This window comes from Sphingomonas sp. ID0503, from assembly GCF_048565625.1.
GTDB lineage: Bacteria > Pseudomonadota > Alphaproteobacteria > Sphingomonadales > Sphingomonadaceae > JBLZUR01.
Genome location: NZ_JBLZUR010000002.1, coordinates 1209797 through 1233714, shown reverse-complemented (window position 1 = coordinate 1233714; position 23918 = coordinate 1209797). Strand labels below are relative to the sequence as shown.

Genomic DNA, 23918 nt, shown 5'->3' with positions numbered 1-23918 from the left:
ATCCTGACCATTCTGTCAATTACAATCACGCAGCTTGGGCGACCCGCTCCTGACGGCCGAGGATTGCCCCGAGCGCATTCGAAAGCTGCGAACGTCCGGAAGAGTCCTGCGCGCGCCAGCCGACATGCCCGTCCGGCCGAACGAGGATCGCGCCCTCGTCGGAAATGCCGCGCAGCTTGGCCCATTGATCGTCCGCTGCCGAATAGCCGCCAAAACCAACCAGCACGACGTCGATGTCCACCCCACTTGCCGCATCGTTCGCCGCTTGTTGCCAGCCGGCCTGATCGCTCCCCACGAACAGGGTGAACTTGCCCCGTCCGACCAGATCTAGCGTCGAGACGCGCCCTTCCGGTCCGTTCAGCCAGGCATGAGGGAAGCGATGTCCGGGCCGCGTGACCGGATGATAGACGTCGCCCATCGGGCTCTGCGGCGGCGCGTCGGTGCCATCGCCGATCACCGCGTCACCACCATAATAGAACCCGATCTCAAGGTCATGCGCCTGGAATTCGGTTCGCTGAGTCTTGATCACCTCATCCAGCCGCTGCCGCCGCGTCACACCTTCAGGCGTGTCGGAGAACAGGACGCGGAAAGCTTCCCGGTTGATCTCCACCGGCGCCCCGGGGATCAGGCCGATCCCGGCATCGATCACCAGATGATTCTGGAACGTCAGCATGGCCCAGTTGACGTTTCGCTGCGCCACAGGCCGCCGCTCCGCCTCATAGGTGTCGAGCAGCGAAGGCCCCGCCTTGCCCTGCAGCACCGCCGCCAGCTTCCATGTCAGGTTCTGCGCATCCTGCACGGCGGTGTTGAGGCCGAGGCCGGTGGTCGGCGGATGGCGGTGCGCCGCATCGCCGGCCAGGAAGATGCGCCCTTCCTGGAACTTGCGGGCAAGCACGCCCTGTACCTTCCAGTTGTTCATGCGGATGATCCGGGCATCCAGATCGGGCAGCCGCAACAGTTCCTTAAGGCGGGGCAGCACAGAGTCCGCGTCGAACTGCGCGGGGTCATCCGGCTGGAAGGCGAAGTGCAGCAGCCACTCCTCGCTATGCCGGTCGTACTTGGTCGGCCCGAGCGCCACCATCACACCGCTGCCCCAGGATCCGCCCTTCTCGGGGTTGATGAACCAGCGGATCATCGGGCCGTCATCGTCGATCTCGGCACTAAGGTCTGCGCCGAAATGGCAGGTCACCATATCGAACAGCCGCTCGAGACCATCCATCGGAATGCCCAGCGCCGGTCCCACGAAGCGGCCGCCGTCCGCCGCGATCATGTACTTCGCGCGAACCTGATAGGTTTCGCCGCTTTCGCGCTCCAGCACCGTCGCGGTGACACCATCGGCATCCTGCGTGAACGACTGGACCTCATGGTAATAGTTGATGTTCGCCAGCGGCAGCGTGCGGGCGTGTTCCAGCAGCAGCGGCTCCAGCCGAAGCTGCGGATAATTGGCCGAACGACACGGGCTGTCCCGCTCGTAGACTTCCTTCAACTCCCCGCCGCCGAACGCGTCCATCAGGTGGATCGTCTTGCGATCGAGCTCTCCATCGCCCCCAAGCGAGGTGAACCAGCCCACGCGGGACATGTTCTCGGCAGGCGTGCTGAGGCCATAGATCTTGTCCGCGAGACCGATCTCGCGGAAGATCTCCATCGTCCGCTGGTTCAGGTAATGCGCCTTTGGGGCCGGTGAGGTGGTTGGATAACGCTCCACCAGATACGATTCCACGCCCAGATGGGCGAGCATGATCGCTGATGTCAGCCCGCATCCCGCCCCGCCGACGATGAGAACCGGGGTCTCAATCACCTTCATCACGCATCACCCTCTCTAAGCGCGGCTGATCGCGCCTTCGTCCTACCAGACGTTTGTCTTCAAACCTGACCATTTAGTCAAGATGTGTTCCGCCTCATCCGTCGGCAGCCGGTAACTGCTCGACATAGGCATACACCTTGAACGGATCGAAATACTCGCGCACGGTGTGCAACTGCCCGTCCTTGATGAAGAAGATCAGGATGTAGTTGTTCTGGTAGCGCGCACCTGCCGGGCCAACGCCCTCCGATCGCGCCTCCACAACCACCCGGTCCTCTTCCGCCGTCGCATTCTCGACCGTGAACGCGAAGCTGTCGAACGCGCCTAGGAAGCCGGTGAGAAGTTCCATCACCGCGGGTTTGTCCTTGAACCCGCCGAACTGGAACCGCGCCGGATCGAAGGGCACGCTCCACGACCCTTCCTCATGGATCAGGCCGAACAATGTCGGCAGGTCACGATCGCCAAGCGCCTTCAATGCCTTCAGCACCAGCGCCTTGTTTTCTTCCGTGGACATCTCTTCTCTCCTCAACGTGCGACCAGGCCGCCATCGATCGGCAGCTCGACACCACTTACGAACCGCGCCTCGTCGGAGGCGAGGTACACGCAACCCCAGCCGATATCCTCGGGCGCGCCATTGAACCCGTTCGGCTGCTGCGCGGTATAGGCGGCGCGGGTCGCCTCCGGGTCCTCGCTACGGTCGAAGATATCTTGGACCATCGGCGTCTCGATCACGCCCGGGTGGATCGAATTGGCCCGGACGCCCTGCATCGCATGCTCGATCGCGGTGGACTTGGTGAAGGTGCGGACGGCACCTTTCGACCCACAATAGGCCGCGTAACCCGGTGCCCCGACGATCCCGTAGGCGGAGGAGATATTGGTGACCGATCCGCCACCCGCCTTGATCATCTCCGGCACGGTGTGCTTCGTCAGGAAGAACACGCCCTTAGCGTTGACCGCGAAGATGCGGTCCCATTCCGCCTCGCTCAGGTCGATATCGCTGCCCTGCCCCGGCACGCCTGCACATGCCACCGCCGAGGTGACCTTGCCCCAGGCGCTGACGGCCGCGTCCACCGCCGCCTTCACCTGATCCTCCTGCGTCACGTCGGTCTGGACGAACTTCACGTCGTCCGGCGCGTCAGCGATCAGCGCGGCGAGTTCCTTGTCGAGCGGCGGTTGGCGATCGGCGACGATCACCTTGGCGCCCTCCGCGACGAACAGCCGAGCCGTCGCAGCACCGATGCCCGAGGCACCACCCGTGATCACCGCCACCTTACCTTCGAGCCGATTGGCCATCTCGTCTATCTCCTTAAATAAAGATCATCGTTTCTTCGGAAGCGCATAGGCAACAATCGAGTCCCCCAGCGGCGATTGCAGCATCACGTGCCCGCCGGCCGCGATCAGCACGAACTGCCGCCCGCTCTTCGGCGAGACATAGGTCATCGGATTGGCCTGCCCGCCGGCCGGCAAGGCCGTCCGCCATAGCTCATGGCCGTTGCTCACATCGAAGGCGCGGAAGGCGCGTTCCTGGGTCGCGCCGATGAAGATCAGCCCGCTCTTCGTCACCATCGATCCGCCGAACATCGGCATACCCATGCCGATCGGCAGGCGCGAGGCGAAACCCATCGGCCCGCTGTCGCGCGCCGAGCCGATCGGCCGCGACCAGACAAGCTTGCGCGTCCTGAGATCAATGGCCGAGATCTTGCCGAAAGGCGGCGTGTTGCATGGCACGTTCAGCGGCGAGACAAGGCCGGTCAGCAGGACACCATAAGGCGTTCCCTTCTGCGGCTGGGGCAGGCTGAAATTGTGCATCTGGCCGGCCGCTGCGGCATGGAGCCGGTCGGTCTCGGCGCGCGGCACGAGCTGCGCGATCGTCCCGTAATAGATGCTGTTAACGATCATCAGCCCGCGCCGGGGATCGACCGAGACCCCGCCCCAGTTCATGCCGCCACCGATGCTCGGATAGATCAGCGACTCATCCGTACCCGGCGGGGTCGCGGGCCCGTCGTAGCGAAGCTGCTTGAAGCGGATGCGGCACCACAGCTGATCGAGCGGGGTCAGGCCCCACATGTCTGTCTCGGTCAGCGGCGGCCCGCGAAAGGACGGCATGCCGACGGAAAAGGGCTGCGTCTTCGCCAGCCGCTCGCCGGGGGCAGCGCCCCTCTGCGGCGCAGGCCGTTCCTCGACAGCGGCCACCGGCTTGCCGGTGCGACGGTCGAGGAGGAAGAGCTCGCCCCGCTTGGTCGGCTGCGCCAAAGCGGGAATTATTCGCCCACCGGCCGGCACGTCGATCAGCGTCGGCTGCGACGCCACGTCATAGTCCCAGAGGTCGTGATGCGCCGTCTGGAACGACCAGCGCATCGCCCCGGTCTGGGCGTCCAGCGCGATGACCGAGCTGCCGAACCGTTCGGAAGCGGGCGAGCGGTTAGCGCCCCAATGATCCGGTGTCGCATTGCCGGTCGGCACATAGACGAGGCCGAGCGCCTCATCGGCGCTCATCGGTGCCCAGCTGTTCGGCGTCGACCGCGTATAATGCTCGCCGGCCCCCGGCTCGCCGTGGAAGTCCGGTCGCCCCATGTCCCACGCCCAGGCAAAGGTGCCCGTCGCGACATCATAGGCGCGGATCACGCCCGACGGCTCGTCGGTGCTCTGGTTGTCCGCAACCCAGCCGCCGAGCACGATGCGTCCCCGCACGATCGTCGGCGCGGAACTCACATAGTAGAAACCCTTGTCCACCACGCCGAGGCCGGTGGTCAGATCGACAAAGCCCCCCTTGCCGAAGCTGGGACAAGGCTCGCCGCTCCGCGCATCGAGCGCGATCAGCTTGGCGTTGAACGTCGCCGTGATGATCCGCTCCGGACAATCCACCGCATCCGCGAGGCGCGCAAAGGCGACACCTCGGCAGGTGGTGACGGCCGACGCGCCGGTCGCATCGACCTTCGGGTCGAAGCGCCATTTCTCGCGGCCGGTCTCGGGGTCGAGCGCGACGACGATATTCGTCTGCGTGCAGGCATAGAGCGTGTCGCCCACCATGATCGGGGTGGTCTGAAGCGGGCTTTTCACGCCCTCCTGCTTGACGCCGGTGTGATAGGTCCAGGCCAGTTCCAGATCGCCGACATTCGCCGGCGTGATCTGGTCGAGCCCGGAATAACGCTGCCCGGCATTGGTGCCGCCCCATGCCGCCCATTCCGCGCCGGCCGCCGGCGCATCCCCCGCCAGCAATGCCGGGCTGGCGGGTGCCACGAAGCGGTCGGGCGAACCGATCGAACCCGCCACCACCTGCACAGCGATGAGGAGGATCGCCGCCCCGGCCGCGGCCCAACCCGAAGGCCCAATGGCACGGCGAACGCCCGGCAAGGCGAACAGCAGGCCGAACACCGCCGGACCCAGAAGGCGCGGCGCGAGCGCCCAGCCGCCCAGTCCCGCCTCCCACAACGCCCAGGCTAAAGTCGCCAGCAGGAAACCGGCATAAAGCCACCCGGAGGCACCATGCCGCCGCCACAGGAGGACGGCCGCCGCGACCACGGCAACGCCGCCCAGCAGATAGTAGAGCGATCCGCCCAGCGTGACGAGCATCGCGCCGCCCGCCGCGATCGCGAAGCCGATCAACAGGAGCGGCACGGCAAGTGCCTTCGGCGCTATTCCGGCGCCCGACTGATTGCGCGACAATGCCCTCTCCCGCTATTTTTCCGAAGGCTATCGGGGGCTGACCTATTGGTCAACGGGAACCTCTCGTGCCGTATCACGGATTGACTATCCTGAATTTCCGGTCAGTTTCCAGGCAACCCGGCCCGGCGAGAGCGCCCGGATCGCAATGGAGAGATTATGACGGTCAAGCTGTTCCGCCCCGACATGACGATCGACCCGGTTCACGACGGGCGTCACGTCCTGGAGGACCTGCCGCTCAAGCGCGAGTCGATCCCCTATTGCGTAGTGATCCCGGAGGAGAAGATCGCGCTGTTCACCTATACCTGGGTCAACAAGGACAGCGTCGCCGGCGCGGCATTCGGCATCTGGGGTCCGGGTATCGGGCCGACGCCGATCGCGGCGCGCCTCCCCGATCGCGAAGTGCCGCGCGACATGAACTTCGACGATTGGCGGATCGAAGGCTTCACGATGAAGCAGGACCTCGCCTTCAACACCGCCGAGGTACGTTGGGAGAGTGAGGCGGCGACAGTCGACTTCCGCTTCGAGGCGTTCCACCCGCCCTATGCCTATTCCAAGCACGCCGACGGCTGCCCGCCCTATGCGGCCGACGATCGCATCGAACAGAGCGGCAAGATCACCGGCACTTTGCAGATCGGCGACCGTCGCATCGATTTCGCCACCTTTGGTCATCGCGATCACAGCTGGGGCACGCGCGACTGGGATGCGCTGCACTATTACCGGTGGCTGCAATGCCAGGCCCCCGATGACACGTCCGTCCATTTCTGGGAGTTTTACGCCCTCGGCCAACGCCAGATTCGCGGCTATGTCTGCAAGAGTGGGCTAATGGCCGAGATCACCGACCTCGATGTGACCTGGCAGGGTGACGAGGCGTTCAACCACACCGCTTTCCAGTGCCGTGTGAAGGACGAGGCAGGGCGGGAGACGAGCGTCGACGCCAAGGTCTTTGGCGTCTACCCTCTCGTCGCCCACTCCAACTTCGTGCTCAACGAAGGCGCCGCCGACATCGCGATCGACGGCGTTCCCGGCTCCGGCTGGCTCGAATTCGGCTGGCCGATCGACTATCTGGAACATGTCCGCGCCGTCGGCTCGTACCGTCCGGCGTGAGCACGCTCAGGCGGGCTTCGCGGCGAAGGGGATCGTGTCGAAATAGTCCCGCCACTCGACGATCAGCCCACCGCGTACGATGAAGATGCCGAGAACGCGGATCGAGGCGATCACCGATCCGTCCTTGCGGCGAAGATGGTCGACCCTTTCGGTGAACACACGTTCCCCGTCCTCGGAGACTGCGAGCATGTCGAGCGCGATGTTGTCCAGTCCCGGTGCGAAGTTCTCGATCAGCGCCTTCGCTTCGGCCTTGGTCCGGGTATGCGTCAGGCCGACATTCTCGTAGTCGAGGTCGTCGGCAAGATACCCTTCGAAAGATCGGCCAAGCTCGGCCACGCCCTTCGGCCACTCGGCGAGAAATGCGCTCACCGTCTCCGCTGCGCCGCGCGTCGTTACTTCGCTCATCGATCCACTCCTTGCCTGACGGGCTCGTTATCCAGTTTACTATGGGGCACTCTTCCGATGCCGGCAACTCGGCTTCCGTGACAGCGAGATTGCGGGAGGGACCCAATCGCTTCCCGCGCGTTCTGCGGCTTCCTGATGCAGAGGAGAGCGGCATGAGCACTGACAAGATCGACCCGCAGGATATCGAGAAGGCAGCCGGCAAGGAAGACGAGTCCGGCGTCATTCAGCCCTCGGTTTCCGAAATCCTCGACAGCGATCCCGAGAACGCGACTGACGAGGACGCGCAGGGATTGGCTCCGTCCACGCAGGCGCCTGCCGAGGGCAGCGACGATGTCGCGCCTCCCTCCAAGGACTCGCCGCAGGGTTGAGCCGTTCTGTTTCGATGCGAGGAGGCGACCTTAGCCCTGCTTGATCCCACCCCGACCCAAAGCCCGGACCAGCAGGTCGACGAGACCCTCGTCGGCCTGCTGGCTTATCTGCGTCGGCAGGCTTACCACTTCATCACGCCCACACCGGCGACGCATGAACGCGTCCTTCGCCACAAGCTACCCGGCCCGAGTCGAGACCTGCGCGACGCCTTCGGCTGGAGCCTGCCGTTCGATCCCACGATCCTCGCTGGCGGCTTACTCCAGGCGCTGCTTTCCGCAGGTCATCTCGCCGCAGAAGGCGACGCCATAAGGTCTAACGTCCGCGTCTCGTCGCTCGGGCCGAACCTGTTCGTCCATTCCGCTTTCCCGACCGAGGCTGAGGACTCGGTCTTCTTCGGCCCGGACAGCTATCGCTTCGCCGACCTGATCGCGCGCGAACTCTCCCGCTGTCCCGAACGGGACGGCGCGCGTCTCGTCGACATCGGCACGGGCGCGGGTGTCGGCGGGATCGCCGCCGCCATGCTCTGCCCGAACGTCGAAATCGCGCTGACCGACGTGAATCCCAAGGCGCTCGCCTTCGCCCGCGTCAATGCGGCGGCGGCCGGCGTCCGCAGCGACTTCCACCTCACCAGCGATCTCTCACCGATCGAAGGCGATCTCGACCTCATCTTCGCCAATCCGCCCTACATCATCAACGCCGCCGCCCGTACCTATCGCGACGGGGGCGGTATGCACGGGGCAGAGGTGTCGCTGGACATGGCGAAGGAGGCGGTGCCCCGCCTCGCCCCAGCCGGCCGCTTCGTCCTCTATACCGGCAGCGCGATCATCGACGGCCAGGACGCACTCCAAGCCGCGCTCAGCAGCCTGGCGGACGACCAGCACTGTGCGCTCGACTATCGCGAGATCGACCCCGACGTATTCGGCGAAGAGCTGGACGAACCCGCCTATCACGGCGTCGAGCGCATCGCCCTCGTCAGCGCCGTGATCGAACGCGGGCGGTGATCAAGGCACGTCCGCTCCGTTTGCTGGCCGGTCTGGCTATCGGGCTGATCGCAGGCATCGCGGCGGGTGACCGCGTCCCCGCGCTCCTTCAAATTGCCGAACCGATCGGCAGCCTCTGGCTCTCCGCCCTGACGATGACGGTGGTGCCGCTGGTCTTCGGGCTCCTGGTCAACGGCATCTGCACCGCGTCGCGCGCCGCCTCGGCGGGCGGCACCACGCTGCGCGCCTTCGTCACCTTCGCCGCGATGCTGATTCTCGCCACCGTCACGGCGGCGGCCTGTGCGGAATCGCTGCTCCGCCTCTGGCCGGTCATCGGCGTGCCGCCGCAGGGTATTGCCCCCGTGCCGCCGATGGAGGGCGCATGGTACCAGGGCATCATCCCGGCCAACCCGATCAAGGCCGCCGCGGACACCGCGATGGTGCCGCTCGTCGTTTTCGCCCTGTTCCTCGGCTTCGCGCTCGCCCGGATCGACGCCGCGCTCGCCGACACGCTGCTTCGCCCGCTGCAGGCGCTGGTCGAGGCTATGCTGGTCATCGTCGGCTGGGTGCTGCTGGTAGCGCCTATCGGCATAGCCGCGCTTGCGGTCGGTGCCGGCGCAAGCCTCGGCTCCTCTGCCTTCGGGCTGCTCGGCCAATATGTCGTGGTCGTCGCCGTCTGCTGCCTTGCCGCCACAGTTCTCGCTTACGGATGGGCGGCGTTCGGCGGTGCCGCGCCCCATCGCTTCGCTGCCGCCACACTTTCCGCCCAGTCGGTCGCCCTCGGCACGCAGTCCTCGCTCGCCAGCCTGCCGTTGATGGTCGAAGCGGCCGGACGGCTCGGCGTCAGGAAAACGACCACCGGTATCGTGCTCCCCCTCGCCGTGTCGATCTTCCGCGCGGCGAGTGCGGCGGCGAATGTCGGGGTGGCCGTCTACCTCGCTCATCTTCACGGCGTTCCGCTTGGCGTGTCCGGCCTAGCTATCGTCGCGCTTGTGGCGGTGCCGGTCAGCCTAGGCGCGGTCGGGCTACCTGCTCAGGTCTCCTTCTTCGCGACCATCGCACCTGTGTGCATCGCGGTGGGCGTGCCCACCGTCATGCTCCCCCTCCTCCTCGCGATCGAGGCGGTGCCGGACCTCTTCCGCACCGTCGGCAACGTCACCAACGACATCGCCGCCGCCTGCGTCGCGGACGGACGGCGGCGCGCGGCCTAGCGTTCTTCCGGCAGTCCGCTCGCCGAGGTCACGCGAAGGCGCACCTCGCCCTGCGTCACGAAGCTTTCCGCAGGCACGTCCTCGACCAGCCAGACATTGCCGCCGATCACCGATCCCCGCCCGATCGTCACTCGGCCGAGGATCGTCGCCCCCGCATAGATCACCACGTCATCCTCGATGATCGGGTGTCGTGCGAACCGCTCGCGCATCGACAGGCCGTTGCCCGGCAGCTTGCGCGCACCCAGCGTCACCGCCTGGTACAGCCGTACCCGCGCGCCGATGATTGCCGTCTCGCCGATCACCACGCCGGTGCCGTGATCGATGAAGAAATTAGGGCCGATCGTCGCCCCCGGATGAATGTCGATGCCGGTGCGCGTATTCGCGATCTCGGAGATGATCCGCGCGATCAGCGGCGCGCCGAGTCCATGCAGTCGATGCGCCAGCCGGTGGTGGATCACCGCCAGCGCGCCAGGGTAGCAGATCAGGATCTCGTCCACGCTGCGCGCCGCCGGATCGCCCAGGAACGCCGCCTCCACATCGCTGTCGATCAGCGACCGGATCTCCGGCAGGCCCGCCGCGAAGTGGCGCAGGATGTTAGCGGCATCCTCATCGTCGAAGGGCTGCGCCGCCTCGGCGCTCCAGTACCGCAGCTCCAGCTTCACCTGTTCGTGGAGCAGGTCGAGCGCCCGGCCCAGCGTCGCCTCGACATAGGCGTCCTCGTCGGTCTCCCCGGTCGCCTCGCCCAGCCGGCGCGGGAAGAGCGCGGCGCACAACCCGTTCACCACCTCTTCCACCCGCTGCCGCGACGGGAAGCCCTCGAAACCGACCTCAAGATGGCGGTGATGCGCCTCACGCCAGGCCTGTCGGGCAGCGCGAAGCTGCCGGCCGATGACCTCCATGTTCCAGGGCGCCTCCGCGACGACCCCACTGTCCAGGACGCGCAGCGCCGTGCTCCTTCCGCTCATGCTCTGATCCCTGTCGTGATGTCTGCGGTCGTGCTCAAGCCGCCGCAGCGCCGGATAAGTTGATCCAGCATCGCCTGCCCCGCTGGCCAGCTGCCCAGACCCGACTTCGCGTTGATATGCCCCAGCGCACCGAGGTCGACCAGTTCCGCGCCCCAGCGATCCGCCATGTCGCCCGCTTCCTCGATGGTCGCATAAGGATCGTCCCGGCTGGCGATCAGCCGCGCCTCGAACGGCAGGATGATGTCGGCGGTCGGCGCGAACCGCGTCAGCCGATGATCGCAGCTCGCCCGGTCGACGGAGGGCGGGGCGACCAGCAAGGCCCCCGCCACCTTGCCCGCACGCGCGCCCGCCAGCCGCGCCCACCAGGCGACGGCATGGCAGCCGAGACTATGCGCGACGATCACTGGCCGGCGACTGGCGGCAACCGCGCGGTCGAGCGCCTCGACCCAGATGTCGCGGCGCGGCCGATCCCAACAGCCGAGATCAACGCGGCGGCAGTCATCCCGCTCCGCCTCCCACCGGCTCTGCCAGTGGTCCGGCCCCGATCCCATCAGGCCGGGCACGATCAGGCAGGTCACCGCCATGACGCCCTGCCTCGGTAGTTATCTGCAAGCTTCATGGACACGACCGATCCTCCAAAGGACCAGTCAACCTTAATGTCTATCTATGAAGTAGATAAACTCGTTCTTCTATGCTCCGCCAAATCGGAGCTTGCGTGAGAGGCGGCGAGCAAGCCTTGCCCGCCGCTCTCCGCTTACGCCGACAGCTTCTGGCTGAACGCATCCGCCGGCTTCAGCATGTCCAGCCGATCGGCGTTCATCACCTTGTCCCAGGCCGCCACGAAGTCGCGGACGAACTTCTCCTTCGAGTCCGACTGCGCATAGACCTCCGCCTGCGCCCGCAGCTCCGACTGCGATCCGAAGATCAGGTCCACCCGCGTCGCGGTCCAACGCGCGGCCCCACTCTTCAGGTCGACGCCCTGGAAGCGGTTCTTGTCCTCCGTCGCCACCCACTGCGTCCGCATGTCGAGCAGGTTGACGAAGAAGTCGTTGCTGAGCGTGCCGACCCGATCGGTGAACACACCCTCCGTCGCCTCGAACGCATTCGCGCCGAGCACGCGCAGGCCGCCCACCAGCACCGTCATCTCCGGGGCGGAAAGTCGAAGGAGCTGCGCCTTGTCGACCAACGCCTCCTCCGGCGCCATGAAGTTGCTGTTGTGGTAGTAGTTGCGGAAGCCGTCGGCGACCGGGCGCAGCGCCTCGAACGAATGCACGTCGGTCCATTCCTCGGACGCATCCATGCGGCCCGGCGTGAAGGAGACGGTGATGTCCACACCGCCATCGCGCGCCGCCTTCTCGACCGCTGCCGCACCGGCCAGCACGATCAAATCGGCCATCGACACCTTCTTGCCGCCGCTGGCACCGGCGTTGAACTCAGCCTGCACGGTCTCCAGCCTCTCCAGCACCTTGGCCAGCAGCGCGGGGTTGTTGACGTCCCAGTCCTTCTGCGGGGCGAAGCGGATACGGGCGCCATTGGCCCCGCCACGCTTGTCCGACCCGCGGAAAGTCGACGCGGAAGCCCAAGCCACCGACACCAGCTGCGGCACAGTGAAGCCGAGGCCGAGTAGTGTCGACTTCAACGTCGCAATGTCCGCCTCGTCGATCACCGGATGGTCGAGTTCGGGGATCGGATCCTGCCAGATCAGCACCTCATCCGGCACCAGCTTGCCGAGATACCGGCCGCGCGGGCCCATGTCGCGATGGGTCAGCTTGAACCAGGCGCGGGCAAAGGCGTCGGCGAACTGGTCCGGGTTCTCCAGGAACCGGCGGCTGATCTTCTCGTACTCCGGGTCCACGCGCAGCGCGAGGTCGGATGTCAGCATCGTCGGCTTGCGCTTCTTCTCCGGGTCGAACGGATCGGGCACGTTCTCCGGCCCATCCTTCGCCACCCACTGATGCGCGCCCGCCGGGCTCTTGGTCAGCTCCCACTCGAAACCGAACAGGTTCTCGAAATAGCGGTTCGACCATTGGGTCGGCGTCTGGCTCCAGATCACCTCAAGGCCGGAGGTGATCGCGTCGGCGCCCACGCCCGACTGGAACTTGCTGCGCCAGCCGAGGCCCTGGTCCTCGATCACCGCGCCTTCAGGCTCGACGCCGACGAAGGACGGGTCGCCCGCGCCATGCGTCTTACCGAAGGTGTGGCCGCCCGCGATCAGCGCGACCGTCTCCTCGTCGTCCATAGCCATTCGGGCGAAGGTGTCGCGGATGTCGCGTGCCGAGGCGAGCGGATCGGGGTTGCCGTTCGGCCCTTCCGGGTTGACGTAGATCAGGCCCATCTGCACCGCGCCGAGGCCGGGGTGCAGCTGCCGCTCGCCCGAATAGCGCTCGTCACCCAGCCAGGTGCCTTCCGGTCCCCAGTAAAGCTCCTCCGGCTCCCAGGTGTCGGCGCGGCCGCCGGCGAAGCCGAAGGTCTTGAACCCCATCGATTCCAGCGCGACATTGCCGACCAGCACGAACAGGTCCGCCCAGCTCAGCGCATTCCCGTATTTCTGCTTGATCGGCCAAAGCAGCCGGCGCGCCTTGTCGAGCGCGGCATTGTCCGGCCAGCTGTTCAGCGGCGCGAAACGCTGCTGCCCGCCGCCCGCGCCACCGCGCCCGTCGGTGATGCGATAGGTACCCGCGCTATGCCAGGCGAGGCGGATGAACAGGCCACCATAGTGGCCGAAATCCGCCGGCCACCAATCCTGCGAGTCGGTCATGAGCGCGGTCAGGTCGGCGATCACCGCATCGAGATCGAGCGTCTTGAACGCCGCCGCATAATCGAAATCCGCGCCCAGCGGGTTCGATCGCGGCGAATGCTGGTTGAGACCGGTGAGGCTCAGACCCTCGGGCCACCAGTCGCGATTGCCCTGCCGCCGCTTTTTGGGCGCGCCATGTCCGAAGGGGCAAGCGCCGCCATTCTCTCCGGTCTTCGCATCCATGTTCAGGCTCCTCTGAAGCGTACCTTGGGGAGGGCGACCGCCTCCGATCGCCATGCGTCCTGATACCCCTATGCCCGGTGCGGGGATAACCGATTGCTCCAATCATCCTGATCGACTTGGCCGCTCGAAGCACCTGTGAGCGATTGACACTCGCACTCCGAGAACGGAACATAATAGGAACATAGAGATTGTGAGTCGCCGTGTCCCTGTCGCCTGCCCGTGATGTCCGTCTGGCCGCCCTGCGTGCGGAAGTGCAGGCGATCGAACATGCCGGTCGCCGCGGTGATGCCGGTGCCCTGCCCTTCGGCATCAACGAGATCGACGGCCGGCTTGCCGAGGGCGGCCTGGCCCTGGCTGCGCTGCACGAGGCGGCGGGCGCGTCCTCCGGCCTGTGGGATGATGCCGCCGCCACCCTGTTCGTCACCGGGATCGCCGCCCGCCTCCCCGGCACCGTGCTCTGGACGCTCACCCGGCGCGACCTCTTCGCCCCCGGCCTCGCCTGCGCCGGGCTGAACGCCGATCGGGTGCTCTATGCCGAGGCGCGCTCCGATGAGGAGGTGCTGGCGGTGATGGAGGAAGGCCTGCGCCATGGCGGCCTCGCCGCGGTGGTGGGGGAGGTGGCGAAGGCCTCGATGGCTGCGACCCGCCGGCTACAGCTTGCGGCGGAGGAAGGCGGCACCATGGCGCTCCTCCACCGCCGCCATAAGAAATCGGGCAGCGATCCGCTGGCCGAGACATCGGCGGCGATGACCCGCTGGCGGCTGGCCTGCGCGCCGTCTGCGCCTTTGCCCGTCGAAGGCGTCGGCCGCGCCTGCTGGCGCGTCACCCTCGCCCGCCAGCGCGGCGGCGACGGCCATGAATGGATATTGGAGGAATGTGATGCCACGGGTCGCCTCGCTCTACCTGCCCCAGCTCGCGATCGACCGGCTGCGGGCAATCGAGGCGCGCGCCGGCAAGCGGCCTGAGGCACCGGCGGATCCCCACCCCCCGTTCACCCGATCCTCCTCCCCCAACGCCGTTCGCCCTGAGCCTGTCGAAGGGCCAGTGAGAGGGCCGGCACCGGGGCTTCGACAGGCTCAGCCCGAACGGACGGAGGATGGCCTAATCCCCAACCGCTCCGGCGGCTGGCGCCCCGGCGCACGCTGGGCACAAAGCCCGGACGCACCGGAGGGCAGCGACCCCTGGCTGGAACGCCGCATCGCGAAGAAGCGCGCCAAGCGCGACGAACTGCAGGCGCAGATCGACCAGCTCCCCGCGCACCAGCGCCCCGCGATGCGCGAACTCGGCCGCCGCAGCGAACCCGCGCCGATGCCCTTTAAAGCAATGCCTCCGGACGAAGGCGCGCGTGCGCCCCGCCCGCCCTACAACCTCGAAGGCGCATTCTGGCAGCAAGGCGCGATCATGACCCGCGCCGTCGCCGAAGGCATGTCGCGCGACCGCGGCAGTACCCACGGCCATATGCCAAGGACGATCGCCCCGCTCTCCCCCTCCCATCACCCCCCCTTCACCGTTCGGTTCGAGCAAAGTCGAGAACCAGCCACGAACGCACCGCTTCGACTTTGTTCGAACCGAACGGTTGTGGAGGAGGAAACCGGCCCCCTCGTCACCGCCCAAAAGCACGGCAACAAGATCCTCGTCGCTGCCGCCTGCCCCGCCGCTCAGGCACTCGGCCTCACCCCCGGCATGGCGCTGACCCATGCCCGCGCGCTCGTCCCCGGCCTCGACGTACGCGATGCCGACCCGGCGGGCGACGCCGCCTTCCTCGATCGCTTTGCCGACTATGCCGCGCGCCGCTGGAGCCCCGCCGTGATGGCGACCGGCGACGGCCTCTGGCTCGACCTCACCGGAACCGCGCATCTCTTCGGCGGGGAAGCGAAGACCTGCGCGCGCATCCGCCGCTTCTGCGCCCGCCTCGGCCTCTCCGCCCGGATCGCGGTGGCGGAGACCGGCCGCGCCGCCAACGCCATGGCCCGCCATCTGCCCGGCCCCGTCACCCTCCTCGAACCCGGCCGCGAGGCGGAGGCGCTCGCACCCCTACCCCTGACCTGCCTAGGCGATGAAGAGCACGTCACCGACGCCGCCCGCCGGCTCGGCATCGACACGGTGGGCGATCTCATGGCCCTGCCGCGCGGCCCACTCACCCGCCGCTTCGGCCGCACCCTCCTCCGCCATCTCGATCAGGCGCTCGGTCATCGTCCCGAGCCGCTCTGCCCCGTCATCCCCACCGATGCGGCGGAGGCGGAGGTCCGCTTCCTCGAACCGATCGCCACCGCCGAAGCGATCGAGGAGGCGATCCGCCACGCCATGGCGCTCCTGATGGCGGAGCTTGCTGCGCGTGGACTCGGCGCGCGCGCGGTGACGATGCTCTGCCGCCGCGTCGATGGCGGGGATCAGGTCGCCGGCATCGGCACCGCGCGCGCCACCCGTGACGCCGCCCATCTCCTCCGCCTGATGCGGATGCGGATCGAGGGGATCGACCCCGGCTTCGGGATCGAGGCGATCCGGCTCGTCGCGATCCGCAGCGATCCGCTGGGTGCGCAGGCGATCGGCGGTCTGGTCGATGACCGGCCGGACCTCGCGCCACTCGTCGATCAGCTCGCCGGCCGCCTCGGCCCTCGCCGCCTGTTCCGCCGCGCCGCCGTGGAAAGCGACGTCCCCGAACGCAGCACCACGCGCATCACCCCGCTTGCGGAGGGTGCCGCCTGGTCCACCAACTGGCCCCGCCCCGTCACCCTGCTCCGCCGTCCGGAGCCGGTCGCCAACGTCCTCGCCGAACTCCCCGACCGCCCCCCCAAGCGCTTCACCTGGCGCGGCCAGCCCCATCGCGTTACCCGGGGCGACGGCCCCGAACGCATCTATGGTGAATGGTGGCGAGGGCGTCGGGAAGCCGACGCCGTCCGCGACTATTTCCGGGTCGAGGACGACCAAGGCGCCCGCTTCTGGCTCTTCCGCCGCGGCGACGGCGCTGACGGCCGCACCGGCGACATGAGCTGGCACCTTCACGGCCTGTTCGGGTGACTTCCCCTGTCATCCCAGCGAAGGCTGGGATCGCTTTCAACCTGAGCGCCCTTTATCTCAGCGATGCCAGCCTACGCTGGCATGACAATTGAGTTTGGCGGAAGCCCGTGTACGCCGAACTCCAAACCACCACGCATTTCAGCTTCCTGCGTGGCGCATCCTCCTGCGACGAGCTGTTCGCCGCCGCCCAGCTGATCGGCCTGCCCGCGCTCGGCATCACCGATCGCAACTCTGTGGCGGGGCTGGTGCGCGCTCATTGCTCCGCACGCGACACGGGCATGCGGATGGTCACCGGCTGTCGCCTGGACCTGATGGACGGCTCCGCGCTGCTTGTCTGGCCGGAGGATCGCGCCGCCTGGAGCCGCCTCACCCGCCTGCTCACCATCGGCAAGCTCCGCGCCGATCCGGCCAAGGGCGAGAAGGGCCAATGCTTCCTCCACTGGGAGGATGTCGAAGCGCAGGCGAAAGGCCTCGTCGCAGCACTCATCCCCGGTGAGGCCGATGCGAGGACCGAGCATCAGCTCGCCCTCACCGCTGACATCTTCGGCAACCGCGCGCATATGGCGTTGACCCAGCAGCGCCGCCCCAACGACGCGCTCCGCCTCCACGATCTCGATGCGCTCGCCCGCCGCCACGGCGTTCGCCCGCTCGCGACCGGCGACGTCCTCTATCACAGTCCGGACAAGCGGATGCTGCAGGACGTCGTCACCGCCATCCGAAACAAATGCACCATCGACGATCTCGGCTTCCGTCGCGAACGCACCGCCGACCGCCACCTGAAGGGGCCGGAGGAGATGGCCCGCCGCTTCGCGGACTATCCCGATGCTCTCCGCGCCAGCCTCGACATCGTCGAACGCTGCACCTTCGCGCTCACCGAACTCGACTACCAATATCCGGACGAGATCGTGATGAGCGGCCAGACCCCGCAGGAGGCGCTCGAACGACTGAGCCGCCAGGCGCTCGCCACCAAATTCCCCGACGGCCCCCCGCCCGAATATGCCCGACAGCTGGAACACGAACTCCGCCTCGTCGCCGAGCGCGAATACGCGCCCTACTTCCTCACCGTAAACTCGATCGTCCGCTTCGCACGAAGCCAGGATATCCTCTGCCAGGGCCGGGGTTCCGCTGCGAACTCGATGATCTGCTACCTGCTTGAGATCACCTCGATCGACCCGATCAAGCACACGCTCCTCTTCGAACGCTTCATCTCCGGCGAGCGCGATGAGCCGCCTGATATCGACGTCGATTTCGAACATGAGCGGCGCGAGGAGGTGATCCAGTGGATCTACGACACCTACGGCCGCGATCATGCCGCGCTCACCGCCGTGGTCAGCCGCTTCCGCGCGCGCGGCGCGGTCAGGGAGGTCGGCAAGGCGCTCGGCCTGCCGGAGGACATGACGGCGGCGATGGCCGGACAGGTCTGGGGCTGGTCGAACGAGGGCGTGAAGACCGATCAGGTCGAACAGCTCAACCTCGACGCGACCGACCCACGCCTTGCTTTGACCCTCGACCTGTCGCGCCAGCTGATCGGCACGCCACGCCATCTGTCGCAGCATCCCGGCGGCTTCGTCCTCACCCGCGAACGGCTCGACAGCCTCGTCCCCATCGAGCCTGCCGCGATGGAGAAGCGGCACGTTATCGAATGGGAGAAGGAGGACATCGAGACACTGAAGTTCATGAAGGTCGACATCCTCGGCCTTGGCATGCTCGGCTGCATGCGCCGCGCCTTCGATCTCCTGGCGGAGAACAAGAACATCCGCCTGACCATGTGGTCGGACGAGATGCAGAAGGACGATCCCGCCGTCTACGACATGATCTGCAAGGCCGACACATTGGGCGTGTTCCAGATCGAGAGCCGCGCGCAGATGTCGATGCTGCCGCGAATGAAACCGCGCGAATTCTACGACATCGTCATCCAGGTTGCGATCGTCCGCCCTGGCCCGATCCAGGGCGACATGGTCCACCCCTATCTCCGCCGACGGGAAGGCAAGGAGAAGGCGGAATACCCGAAGGAGGAACTGCGCGCGGTTCTGGAGAAGACCTTCGGCGTCCCCCTGTTCCAGGAACAGGCGATGAAGGTCGCGATCGTCGGCGCGGGCTTCACGGCGGCGGAGGCGGACGGCCTGCGTCGCTCTATGGCGACGTTCAAGTTCACCGGCGGCGTCGGGACGTACAAGGACCGCATGATCGACGGTATGATCGCCAAGGGCTACACCCCGGACTTCGCAGAACGCACCTTCCGCCAGATCGAGGGGTTCGGCAGCTACGGCTTCCCCGAAAGCCACGCCGCCTCCTTTGCCAAGATCGCTTACGCCTCGTCCTGGGTGAAGTGCCACCACCCCGACGTGTTCTGCTGCGCGCTCCTCAACGCCCAGCCGATGGGCTTCTACGCCCCCGCCCAGATCGTCCGCGACGCGCGCGAACATGGCGTGGAGGTGCTGCCGGTCTGCGTCAACGAGAGCCGCTGGGATTGCCACCTGCTAGATCCTCCCCAAGTGGAGCTTGGGGAGGGGGACCATGCGCAGCATGGTGGAGGGGCGACGCGAAGCGGCGGTTGCGCCCTCCCCTTCACCACGCCGCTTCGCGACGCGGTCCCCCTCCCCAAGCTTCGCTTGGGGAGGATGTTACACCCCCTCCGCCTCGGCATGCGCCAGGTCACCGGCCTCGCCAACGCCGACGCCGCCCGCATCGTCGCCGCGCGCGGCACCCAGCCCTTCACCTCTGTCGAGGAGATGTGGCGCCGCACCGGCGTGCCCCCCGCCGCCCTTGAGAAGCTCGCCAATGCCGACGCCTTCCGTTGCCTCGGCCTGGACCGTCGCCAGGCGCTCTGGGAAGTGCGCGGTCTCGGCGCGAAACAGCTCCCCCTCTTCGCCGCCGCCGATGTCCGCGCCGAACGGATCGAGGCGGAGGCGCTGGAGGAGGCCGTCACCCTCCGCCCGCTCACCGAAGGGCGAGAGGTGGTGGAGGATTACCGCCACACCCAGCTGACGCTCCGCGCCCATCCCTTGAGTTTCCTACGCCCCGAACTCGCCCGCCGCCGCATCCTCTCGGCACGTGATCTCGATCGGGTGAAGGACGGCCGCAAGGTCGAGGTCGCGGGCATCATCCTCGTCCGGCAGAAGCCGGGATCGGCCAAGGGCGTCCTCTTCATCACCATCGAGGATGAGACCGGCATCGCCAACATCATCCTCTGGCCGCACCGGTTCGAGGCGCTGCGCCGCATCGTCCTCTCCTCCGCGATGATCAGCGTGAAGGGGCAGCTGCAGCGCGAGGGGCAGGTCACCCACATCATCGCCGACGATGTCGCGGACTACACGCCGATGCTGCGCCATGTCGGAGAGATGGATTTCCCGTTCCGCCCCACCCCCGGCGACGGCGCGACCCATGGCGGCACCATCGATCCCCGCGACCGCAAGCCCGATTGGCGCCCCGCCCCGCGCGACAGCTACCACGCGCCCTTCCGCACCGGCATGGACCCGGAGGATGTCGTCCGCCAGAAGACCCGCGACTTCCACTGACGAAACCGGCCGCCGCGATCGAACGCGACGGCCGGTCCTCCTCTCCCCGAACGTGATTGGCTAAAGTCCGATCACGCGGCGAACTGGTTCATCGTATTGTGGACGCCGCCGGCCTTCAGCGCCGCCTCGCCCGCGAAATACTCCTTGTGGTCGTCGCCGATGTCGGAGCCGGACATGTTCTGATGCTTGACGCAGGCGATCCCCTCGCGGATCTCCTTGCGCTGCACGCCCGCGACATAGCCGAGCATCCCCGCCTCGCCGAAATACTCCTTGGCGAGGTTGTCGGTGCTGAGCGCCGCCGTGTGATAGGTCGGCAGGGTGATCAGGTGGTGGAAGATGCCCGCCTGCGCCGCCGCGTCCTTCTGGAAGGTGCGGATGCGCTCATCGGCCTCGGCCGCCAGCTCGGTCGCGTCATAATCGACGCTCATCAACCGGGCGCGATCATAGGCCGACACGTCCTTGCCCGCCGCAGTCCAGGCATCGAACACCTGCTGACGGAAGTTCAGCGTCCAGTTGAATGACGGCGAGTTGTTGTAGACCAGCTTGGCGTTGGGAATGACCTCCCGGATACGGCTGACCATGCCGCCGATCTGGCCGATATGCGGCTTCTCGGTCTCGATCCACAGCAGGTCCGCGCCGTTCTCCAGCGAGGTGATGCAGTCGAGGACGCAGCGATCCTCGCCCGTGCCGGAGCGGAACTGGAACAGGTTCGACGGCAGGCGCTTCGGCCGCACCAGCTTGCCGTCGCGCGCGATCAGGACGTCGCCGTGGCCGACATTGTTTGCATCGACATCCTCGACATCGAGGAAGCTGTTGTACTGGTCGGCGATGTCGCCCTTCTCGCGAACGAAAGCGATCTGCTTGGTGAGGCCCGCGCCCAGCGAGTCCGTGCGCGCGACGATGATGCCGTCGTCCACGCCCAGTTCCAGGAAGGCGTAGCGGACTGCGCGGATCTTCGCGAGGAAGTCTTCATGCGGCACGGTGACTTTGCCGTCCTGATGGCCGCACTGCTTCTCGTCGGACACCTGGTTCTCGATCTGGATGCAGCAGGCGCCCGCCTCGATGAACTTCTTGGCGAGCAGATAGGTCGCCTCGGCATTGCCGAACCCAGCGTCGATGTCGGCAATGATCGGCACGACATGGGTCTCGTAATTGTCGATCGTGTGGGCGATGCGGGCGACCTCGACCTCGTTGCCGCTCTCGCGCGCCTTGTCGAGATCGCGGAAGATCATGCCCAGTTCGCGGGCATCCGCCTGCTTCAGGAAGGTGTAGAGCTCCTCGATCAGCGCGGGCACGCTGGTCTTCTCGTGCATCGACTGGTCGGGCAGCGGGCCGAATTCGCTGCGCAGCGCGGCGACCATCCAGCCGGAAAGATAGAGGTAGCGGCGCTTGGTGGTGCCGAAATGCTTCTTGATGGAGATCAGCTTCTGCTGACCGATGAAGCCGTGCCAGCAGCCGAGCGACTGCGTGTAGTTCGCCGGGTCCGCGTCATAGGCGGCCATGTCCTCGCGCATGATCTTCGCGGTGTACTTGGCGATGTCGAGGCCGGTCTTGAACCGGTTCTGCAGGCGCATCCGCGTCACCGACTCCGCGTCGATCCCGGCCCAGGACGGGCCATTGCCGGCGATCAGTTCACCCGTGGTCAGGGTCTGGTTCTGGTATGTCATATCGATCTCCCTTTCTCGATCGTCGAAGGCAAAGCGCCTCCCCGCGGCGAACCGGCCGGTCCGCCGCCAATTGCTGTCACGCGCGATGCCGCGTTTTAGGCGGCGGCCTTGGCCTCCCCCTGCGCTCCTACCCCCGCCTTGAACTGCTGGCGAAAGCGGTGGAGGAGCGGTTCGGTATATCCGTTGGGCTGCGCCACCCCTTCGAAGACGAGGGCGGTCGCCGCCTTGAATGCGATCCCGTCGAAGCCCGGTGCCATCGGGCGGTAGAGCGGGTCGCCCGCGTTCTGCGCATCGACCTTCGCGGCCATGCGGCGGAACGCGGCCTTCACCTCCGCCTCCGTCGTGACCCCATGCAGCAGCCAGTTGGCCATGTGCTGGGAGGAGATGCGCAGCGTCGCGCGGTCCTCCATCAGGCCGACATCGTGGATGTCCGGCACCTTGGAACAGCCGACGCCCTGGTCGATCCAGCGCACGACATAGCCGAGGATGCCCTGCGCGTTGTTGTCCAGTTCGGCGCGGATCTCCTCCGGCGTCCAGTTGCGCTGTCCCGCCAGCGGCACCGTCAGCAGATCGCCGATCGGCGGCGGCGCTTCGCCGGCAAGCTCCGCCCGGCGCGCGAACACGTCGACCTGATGGTAGTGCATGGCGTGGAGCGTCGCCGCCGTCGGACTCGGCACCCAGGCGGTGCTCGCCCCGCTCCTCGGATGGCCGATCTTCTGATCGAGCATGTCGGCCATCTTGTCCGGCGCGGCCCACATGCCCTTGCCGATCTGCGCCTTTCCGGAGAGTCCGCAGGCGAGGCCGATGCGGACATTGCGGTCCTCATAGGCCTTGATCCAGGCGCTCGCCTTCATCTCCGCCTTCGGGATCATCGCCCCCGCTTGCATCGACGTGTGCATCTCATCACCGGTCCGGTCGAGGAAGCCGGTGTTGATGAAGACGATCCGGTCCTTCACCGCCGCGATGCAGGCGGCGAGATTAGCGGAGGTCCGCCGCTCCTCATCCATCACGCCGACCTTGATGCTGTGCCGCGCGAAGCCGAGCAGATCCTCGACCGCATCAAACAGGTCGTTGGTGAACCCCGCTTCCTCCGGACCGTGCATCTTCGGCTTGACGATGTAGATCGATCCCGTCCGGCTGTTGCGGAACCTGCCCTGGCCCTTCAGGTCGATCCCGGCGATCAGCGACGTGAAGATCGCGTCCATGATCCCCTCCGGCGCCTCGCTTCCGTCAGGCAGGAGGATCGCGGGCGTCGTCATCAGATGGCCGACATTGCGTACGAACAGCAGGCTGCGTCCCGGCAAGGTAACGGTGCTGCCATCGGCAGCGGTATAGGTCCGGTCCGGGTTCAGTCGACGGGTCAGCGGCGCTCCGTTCTTCTCGAACGTATCCTCCAGATCGCCCGTCATCAGGCCCAGCCAATTGGCATAGGCCGCAACCTTGTCCTCGGCGTCCACCGCCGCGACCGAATCCTCCAGATCGCAGATGGTAGTCAGCGCGGATTCGAGGATGACGTCGGCAATGCCGGACGGATCATCCCGGCCGATCGGATGCGCCCGGTCGAACACCACCTCGATATGCAGGCCGTTGTGCCGGAACAGCTGGCCCTTCTCGCTGCGGCCGACATACTGCGTAGGATCGGCAAGCGCGATCTCCCCGGCCACTTCGCCGAGATCAGCCCAGCTTCCGTCAGCCAGCGGCACGGCTTCATCGAGCAGCGCCTTGGCCTTGGCGATGACCTGCGCACCCCGCGTCGGATCATAGCCCTTCCCCTGCGGCGCACCCGGAATTGCATCCGTTCCATAGAGCGCATCATAGAGGCTACCCCAGCGCGCATTGGCGGCGTTGAGCAGGAAGCGCGCGTTGAGGATCGGGACCACCAGCTGCGGCCCCGCCATCGTCGCAACCTCCGCATCGACATTGTGCGGCGCGATCGAAAAAGCCTCCGGCTCCGGCACGACATAGCCGATCTCGCGCAGGAACGCCTGATACTCGGCCGCATCGATGGCCTGCCCACGACGGTCGATATGCCAGGCATCGATCTGCGCCTGCAGCGTGTCACGTTTGGCTAAAAGCTCCCGGTTGCGCGGCGTCATGCGGGCGAAGATGTCCGCGACCCCCGCCCAGAACGCGCCCGCATCCCGCCCTGTCGCGGGCAGCACCGTATCATCGATGAAGCTGGCAAGGCTGCTTCCCACGCGCAGCCCGGCACGATCGACCGTCATGTCCGTCAT

Annotated in this window: 18 protein-coding genes; 7 read left to right on the top strand and 11 right to left on the bottom strand. The window is 66.8% G+C overall.

Features of this window, described 5'->3' with window-relative positions; translation table 11 throughout:
* Positions 1–25: 25 nt before the first annotated feature.
* The 4 genes from ACM608_RS06890 to ACM608_RS06875 form a co-directional block, all read right to left on the bottom strand.
* Positions 26–1804, bottom strand: coding sequence for an FAD-dependent monooxygenase (locus tag ACM608_RS06890; protein WP_419682507.1), 1779 nt, complete (start codon positions 1802–1804; stop codon positions 26–28).
* A gap of 94 nt (positions 1805–1898) precedes the next feature.
* Entirely contained in the window at positions 1899–2315 is a 417-nt protein-coding gene (locus tag ACM608_RS06885; protein WP_419682506.1) for a nuclear transport factor 2 family protein, read from the bottom strand.
* Between the two features lie 11 nt (positions 2316–2326).
* Positions 2327–3094 carry an SDR family NAD(P)-dependent oxidoreductase gene (locus ACM608_RS06880; protein WP_419682505.1) on the bottom strand — a complete coding sequence of 256 codons (768 nt, stop codon included), beginning with the start codon at positions 3092–3094 and terminating at the stop codon, positions 2327–2329.
* Between the two features lie 24 nt (positions 3095–3118).
* The gene (locus ACM608_RS06875) at positions 3119–5467 is read right to left on the bottom strand and encodes a membrane-bound PQQ-dependent dehydrogenase, glucose/quinate/shikimate family (protein WP_419682504.1); all 2349 of its coding nucleotides are present in this window, start codon (positions 5465–5467) and stop codon (positions 3119–3121) included.
* Between the two features lie 156 nt (positions 5468–5623).
* On the opposite strand from ACM608_RS06875, the gene ACM608_RS06870 reads away from it, so the two are divergent.
* Positions 5624–6571, top strand: a complete 948-nt coding sequence (locus tag ACM608_RS06870; protein WP_419682503.1) for a DUF7064 domain-containing protein — start codon at positions 5624–5626, stop codon at positions 6569–6571.
* Positions 6572–6577: 6 nt separating this feature from the next.
* On the opposite strand, the gene ACM608_RS06865 is transcribed toward ACM608_RS06870, so the two are convergent.
* Positions 6578–6976, bottom strand: coding sequence for a limonene-1,2-epoxide hydrolase family protein (locus ACM608_RS06865; protein WP_419682502.1), 399 nt, complete (start codon positions 6974–6976; stop codon positions 6578–6580).
* 152 nt (positions 6977–7128) lie between these two features.
* On the opposite strand from ACM608_RS06865, the gene ACM608_RS06860 reads away from it, so the two are divergent.
* Entirely contained in the window at positions 7129–7344 is a 216-nt protein-coding gene (locus ACM608_RS06860) for a hypothetical protein (protein WP_419682501.1), read from the top strand.
* A 30-nt stretch (positions 7345–7374) separates the two neighbouring features.
* On the opposite strand, the gene ACM608_RS06855 is transcribed toward ACM608_RS06860, so the two are convergent.
* Complete coding sequence (locus ACM608_RS06855; RefSeq protein ID WP_419682500.1) at positions 7375–7500, bottom strand: hypothetical protein; 126 nt, start codon at positions 7498–7500, stop codon at positions 7375–7377.
* Between ACM608_RS06855 and ACM608_RS06850 the strand changes: the two genes are divergently transcribed.
* Together ACM608_RS06850 and ACM608_RS06845 are read left to right on the top strand one after the other, a co-directional pair.
* Positions 7441–8346 carry a methyltransferase gene (locus tag ACM608_RS06850; RefSeq protein WP_419685120.1) on the top strand — a complete coding sequence of 302 codons (906 nt, stop codon included), beginning with the start codon at positions 7441–7443 and terminating at the stop codon, positions 8344–8346. The genes ACM608_RS06855 and ACM608_RS06850 overlap by 60 nt on opposite strands.
* On the top strand, positions 8343–9536 hold the full coding sequence (locus ACM608_RS06845) for a dicarboxylate/amino acid:cation symporter (RefSeq protein WP_419682499.1): 1194 nt from the start codon (positions 8343–8345) through the stop codon (positions 9534–9536). The genes ACM608_RS06850 and ACM608_RS06845 overlap by 4 nt, the downstream gene beginning before the upstream one ends.
* On the opposite strand, the gene epsC is transcribed toward ACM608_RS06845, so the two are convergent.
* The 3 genes from epsC to katG all read right to left on the bottom strand — a co-directional run bounded on the left by epsC (position 9533) and on the right by katG (position 13481).
* Positions 9533–10435 carry a serine O-acetyltransferase EpsC gene (epsC, locus tag ACM608_RS06840; protein WP_419685118.1) on the bottom strand — a complete coding sequence of 301 codons (903 nt, stop codon included), beginning with the start codon at positions 10433–10435 and terminating at the stop codon, positions 9533–9535. The two genes, ACM608_RS06845 and epsC, sit on opposite strands and share 4 nt — an antisense overlap.
* Positions 10436–10497: 62 nt before the next feature.
* Positions 10498–11085, bottom strand: coding sequence for an RBBP9/YdeN family alpha/beta hydrolase (locus ACM608_RS06835; protein WP_419682498.1), 588 nt, complete (start codon positions 11083–11085; stop codon positions 10498–10500).
* Positions 11086–11255: 170 nt separating this feature from the next.
* Complete coding sequence (katG, locus tag ACM608_RS06830) at positions 11256–13481, bottom strand: catalase/peroxidase HPI (RefSeq protein ID WP_419682497.1); 2226 nt, start codon at positions 13479–13481, stop codon at positions 11256–11258.
* Positions 13482–13681: 200 nt separating this feature from the next.
* Here katG and ACM608_RS06825 point away from each other — a divergent pair, with 200 nt between their 5' ends.
* From ACM608_RS06825 to ACM608_RS06815, 3 genes are all read left to right on the top strand, one after another.
* The gene (locus tag ACM608_RS06825; protein WP_419682496.1) at positions 13682–14446 is read left to right on the top strand and encodes an ImuA family protein; all 765 of its coding nucleotides are present in this window, start codon (positions 13682–13684) and stop codon (positions 14444–14446) included.
* Positions 14361–16499, top strand: a complete 2139-nt coding sequence (locus tag ACM608_RS06820; RefSeq protein WP_419682495.1) for a DUF6504 family protein — start codon at positions 14361–14363, stop codon at positions 16497–16499. The genes ACM608_RS06825 and ACM608_RS06820 overlap by 86 nt, the downstream gene beginning before the upstream one ends.
* A gap of 107 nt (positions 16500–16606) precedes the next feature.
* A complete protein-coding gene (locus ACM608_RS06815; RefSeq protein WP_419682494.1) occupies positions 16607–20017 on the top strand; it encodes an error-prone DNA polymerase in 3411 nt (1136 codons plus the stop codon).
* A gap of 71 nt (positions 20018–20088) precedes the next feature.
* On the opposite strand, the gene ACM608_RS06810 is transcribed toward ACM608_RS06815, so the two are convergent.
* Positions 20089–21684, bottom strand: coding sequence for an isocitrate lyase (locus ACM608_RS06810; protein ID WP_419682493.1), 1596 nt, complete (start codon positions 21682–21684; stop codon positions 20089–20091).
* Between the two features lie 95 nt (positions 21685–21779).
* A complete protein-coding gene (locus tag ACM608_RS06805; RefSeq protein ID WP_419682492.1) occupies positions 21780–23918 on the bottom strand; it encodes a malate synthase G in 2139 nt (712 codons plus the stop codon).

Coding starts and splice junctions, on each gene's coding strand:
- ACM608_RS06890 (WP_419682507.1), bottom strand. CDS start 1,804: ATGAAGGTGATTGAGACCCCGGTTCTCATCGTCGGCGGGGCGGGATGC.
- ACM608_RS06885 (WP_419682506.1), bottom strand. CDS start 2,315: ATGTCCACGGAAGAAAACAAGGCGCTGGTGCTGAAGGCATTGAAGGCG.
- ACM608_RS06880 (WP_419682505.1), bottom strand. CDS start 3,094: ATGGCCAATCGGCTCGAAGGTAAGGTGGCGGTGATCACGGGTGGTGCC.
- ACM608_RS06870 (WP_419682503.1), top strand. CDS start 5,624: ATGACGGTCAAGCTGTTCCGCCCCGACATGACGATCGACCCGGTTCAC.
- ACM608_RS06865 (WP_419682502.1), bottom strand. CDS start 6,976: ATGAGCGAAGTAACGACGCGCGGCGCAGCGGAGACGGTGAGCGCATTT.
- ACM608_RS06860 (WP_419682501.1), top strand. CDS start 7,129: ATGAGCACTGACAAGATCGACCCGCAGGATATCGAGAAGGCAGCCGGC.
- ACM608_RS06855 (WP_419682500.1), bottom strand. CDS start 7,500: ATGCGTCGCCGGTGTGGGCGTGATGAAGTGGTAAGCCTGCCGACGCAG.
- epsC (WP_419685118.1), bottom strand. CDS start 10,435: ATGGAGGTCATCGGCCGGCAGCTTCGCGCTGCCCGACAGGCCTGGCGT.
- ACM608_RS06835 (WP_419682498.1), bottom strand. CDS start 11,085: ATGGCGGTGACCTGCCTGATCGTGCCCGGCCTGATGGGATCGGGGCCG.
- katG (WP_419682497.1), bottom strand. CDS start 13,481: ATGGATGCGAAGACCGGAGAGAATGGCGGCGCTTGCCCCTTCGGACAT.
- ACM608_RS06820 (WP_419682495.1), top strand. CDS start 14,361: ATGCCACGGGTCGCCTCGCTCTACCTGCCCCAGCTCGCGATCGACCGG.
- ACM608_RS06810 (WP_419682493.1), bottom strand. CDS start 21,684: ATGACATACCAGAACCAGACCCTGACCACGGGTGAACTGATCGCCGGC.
- ACM608_RS06805 (WP_419682492.1), bottom strand. CDS start 23,918: ATGACGGACATGACGGTCGATCGTGCCGGGCTGCGCGTGGGAAGCAGC.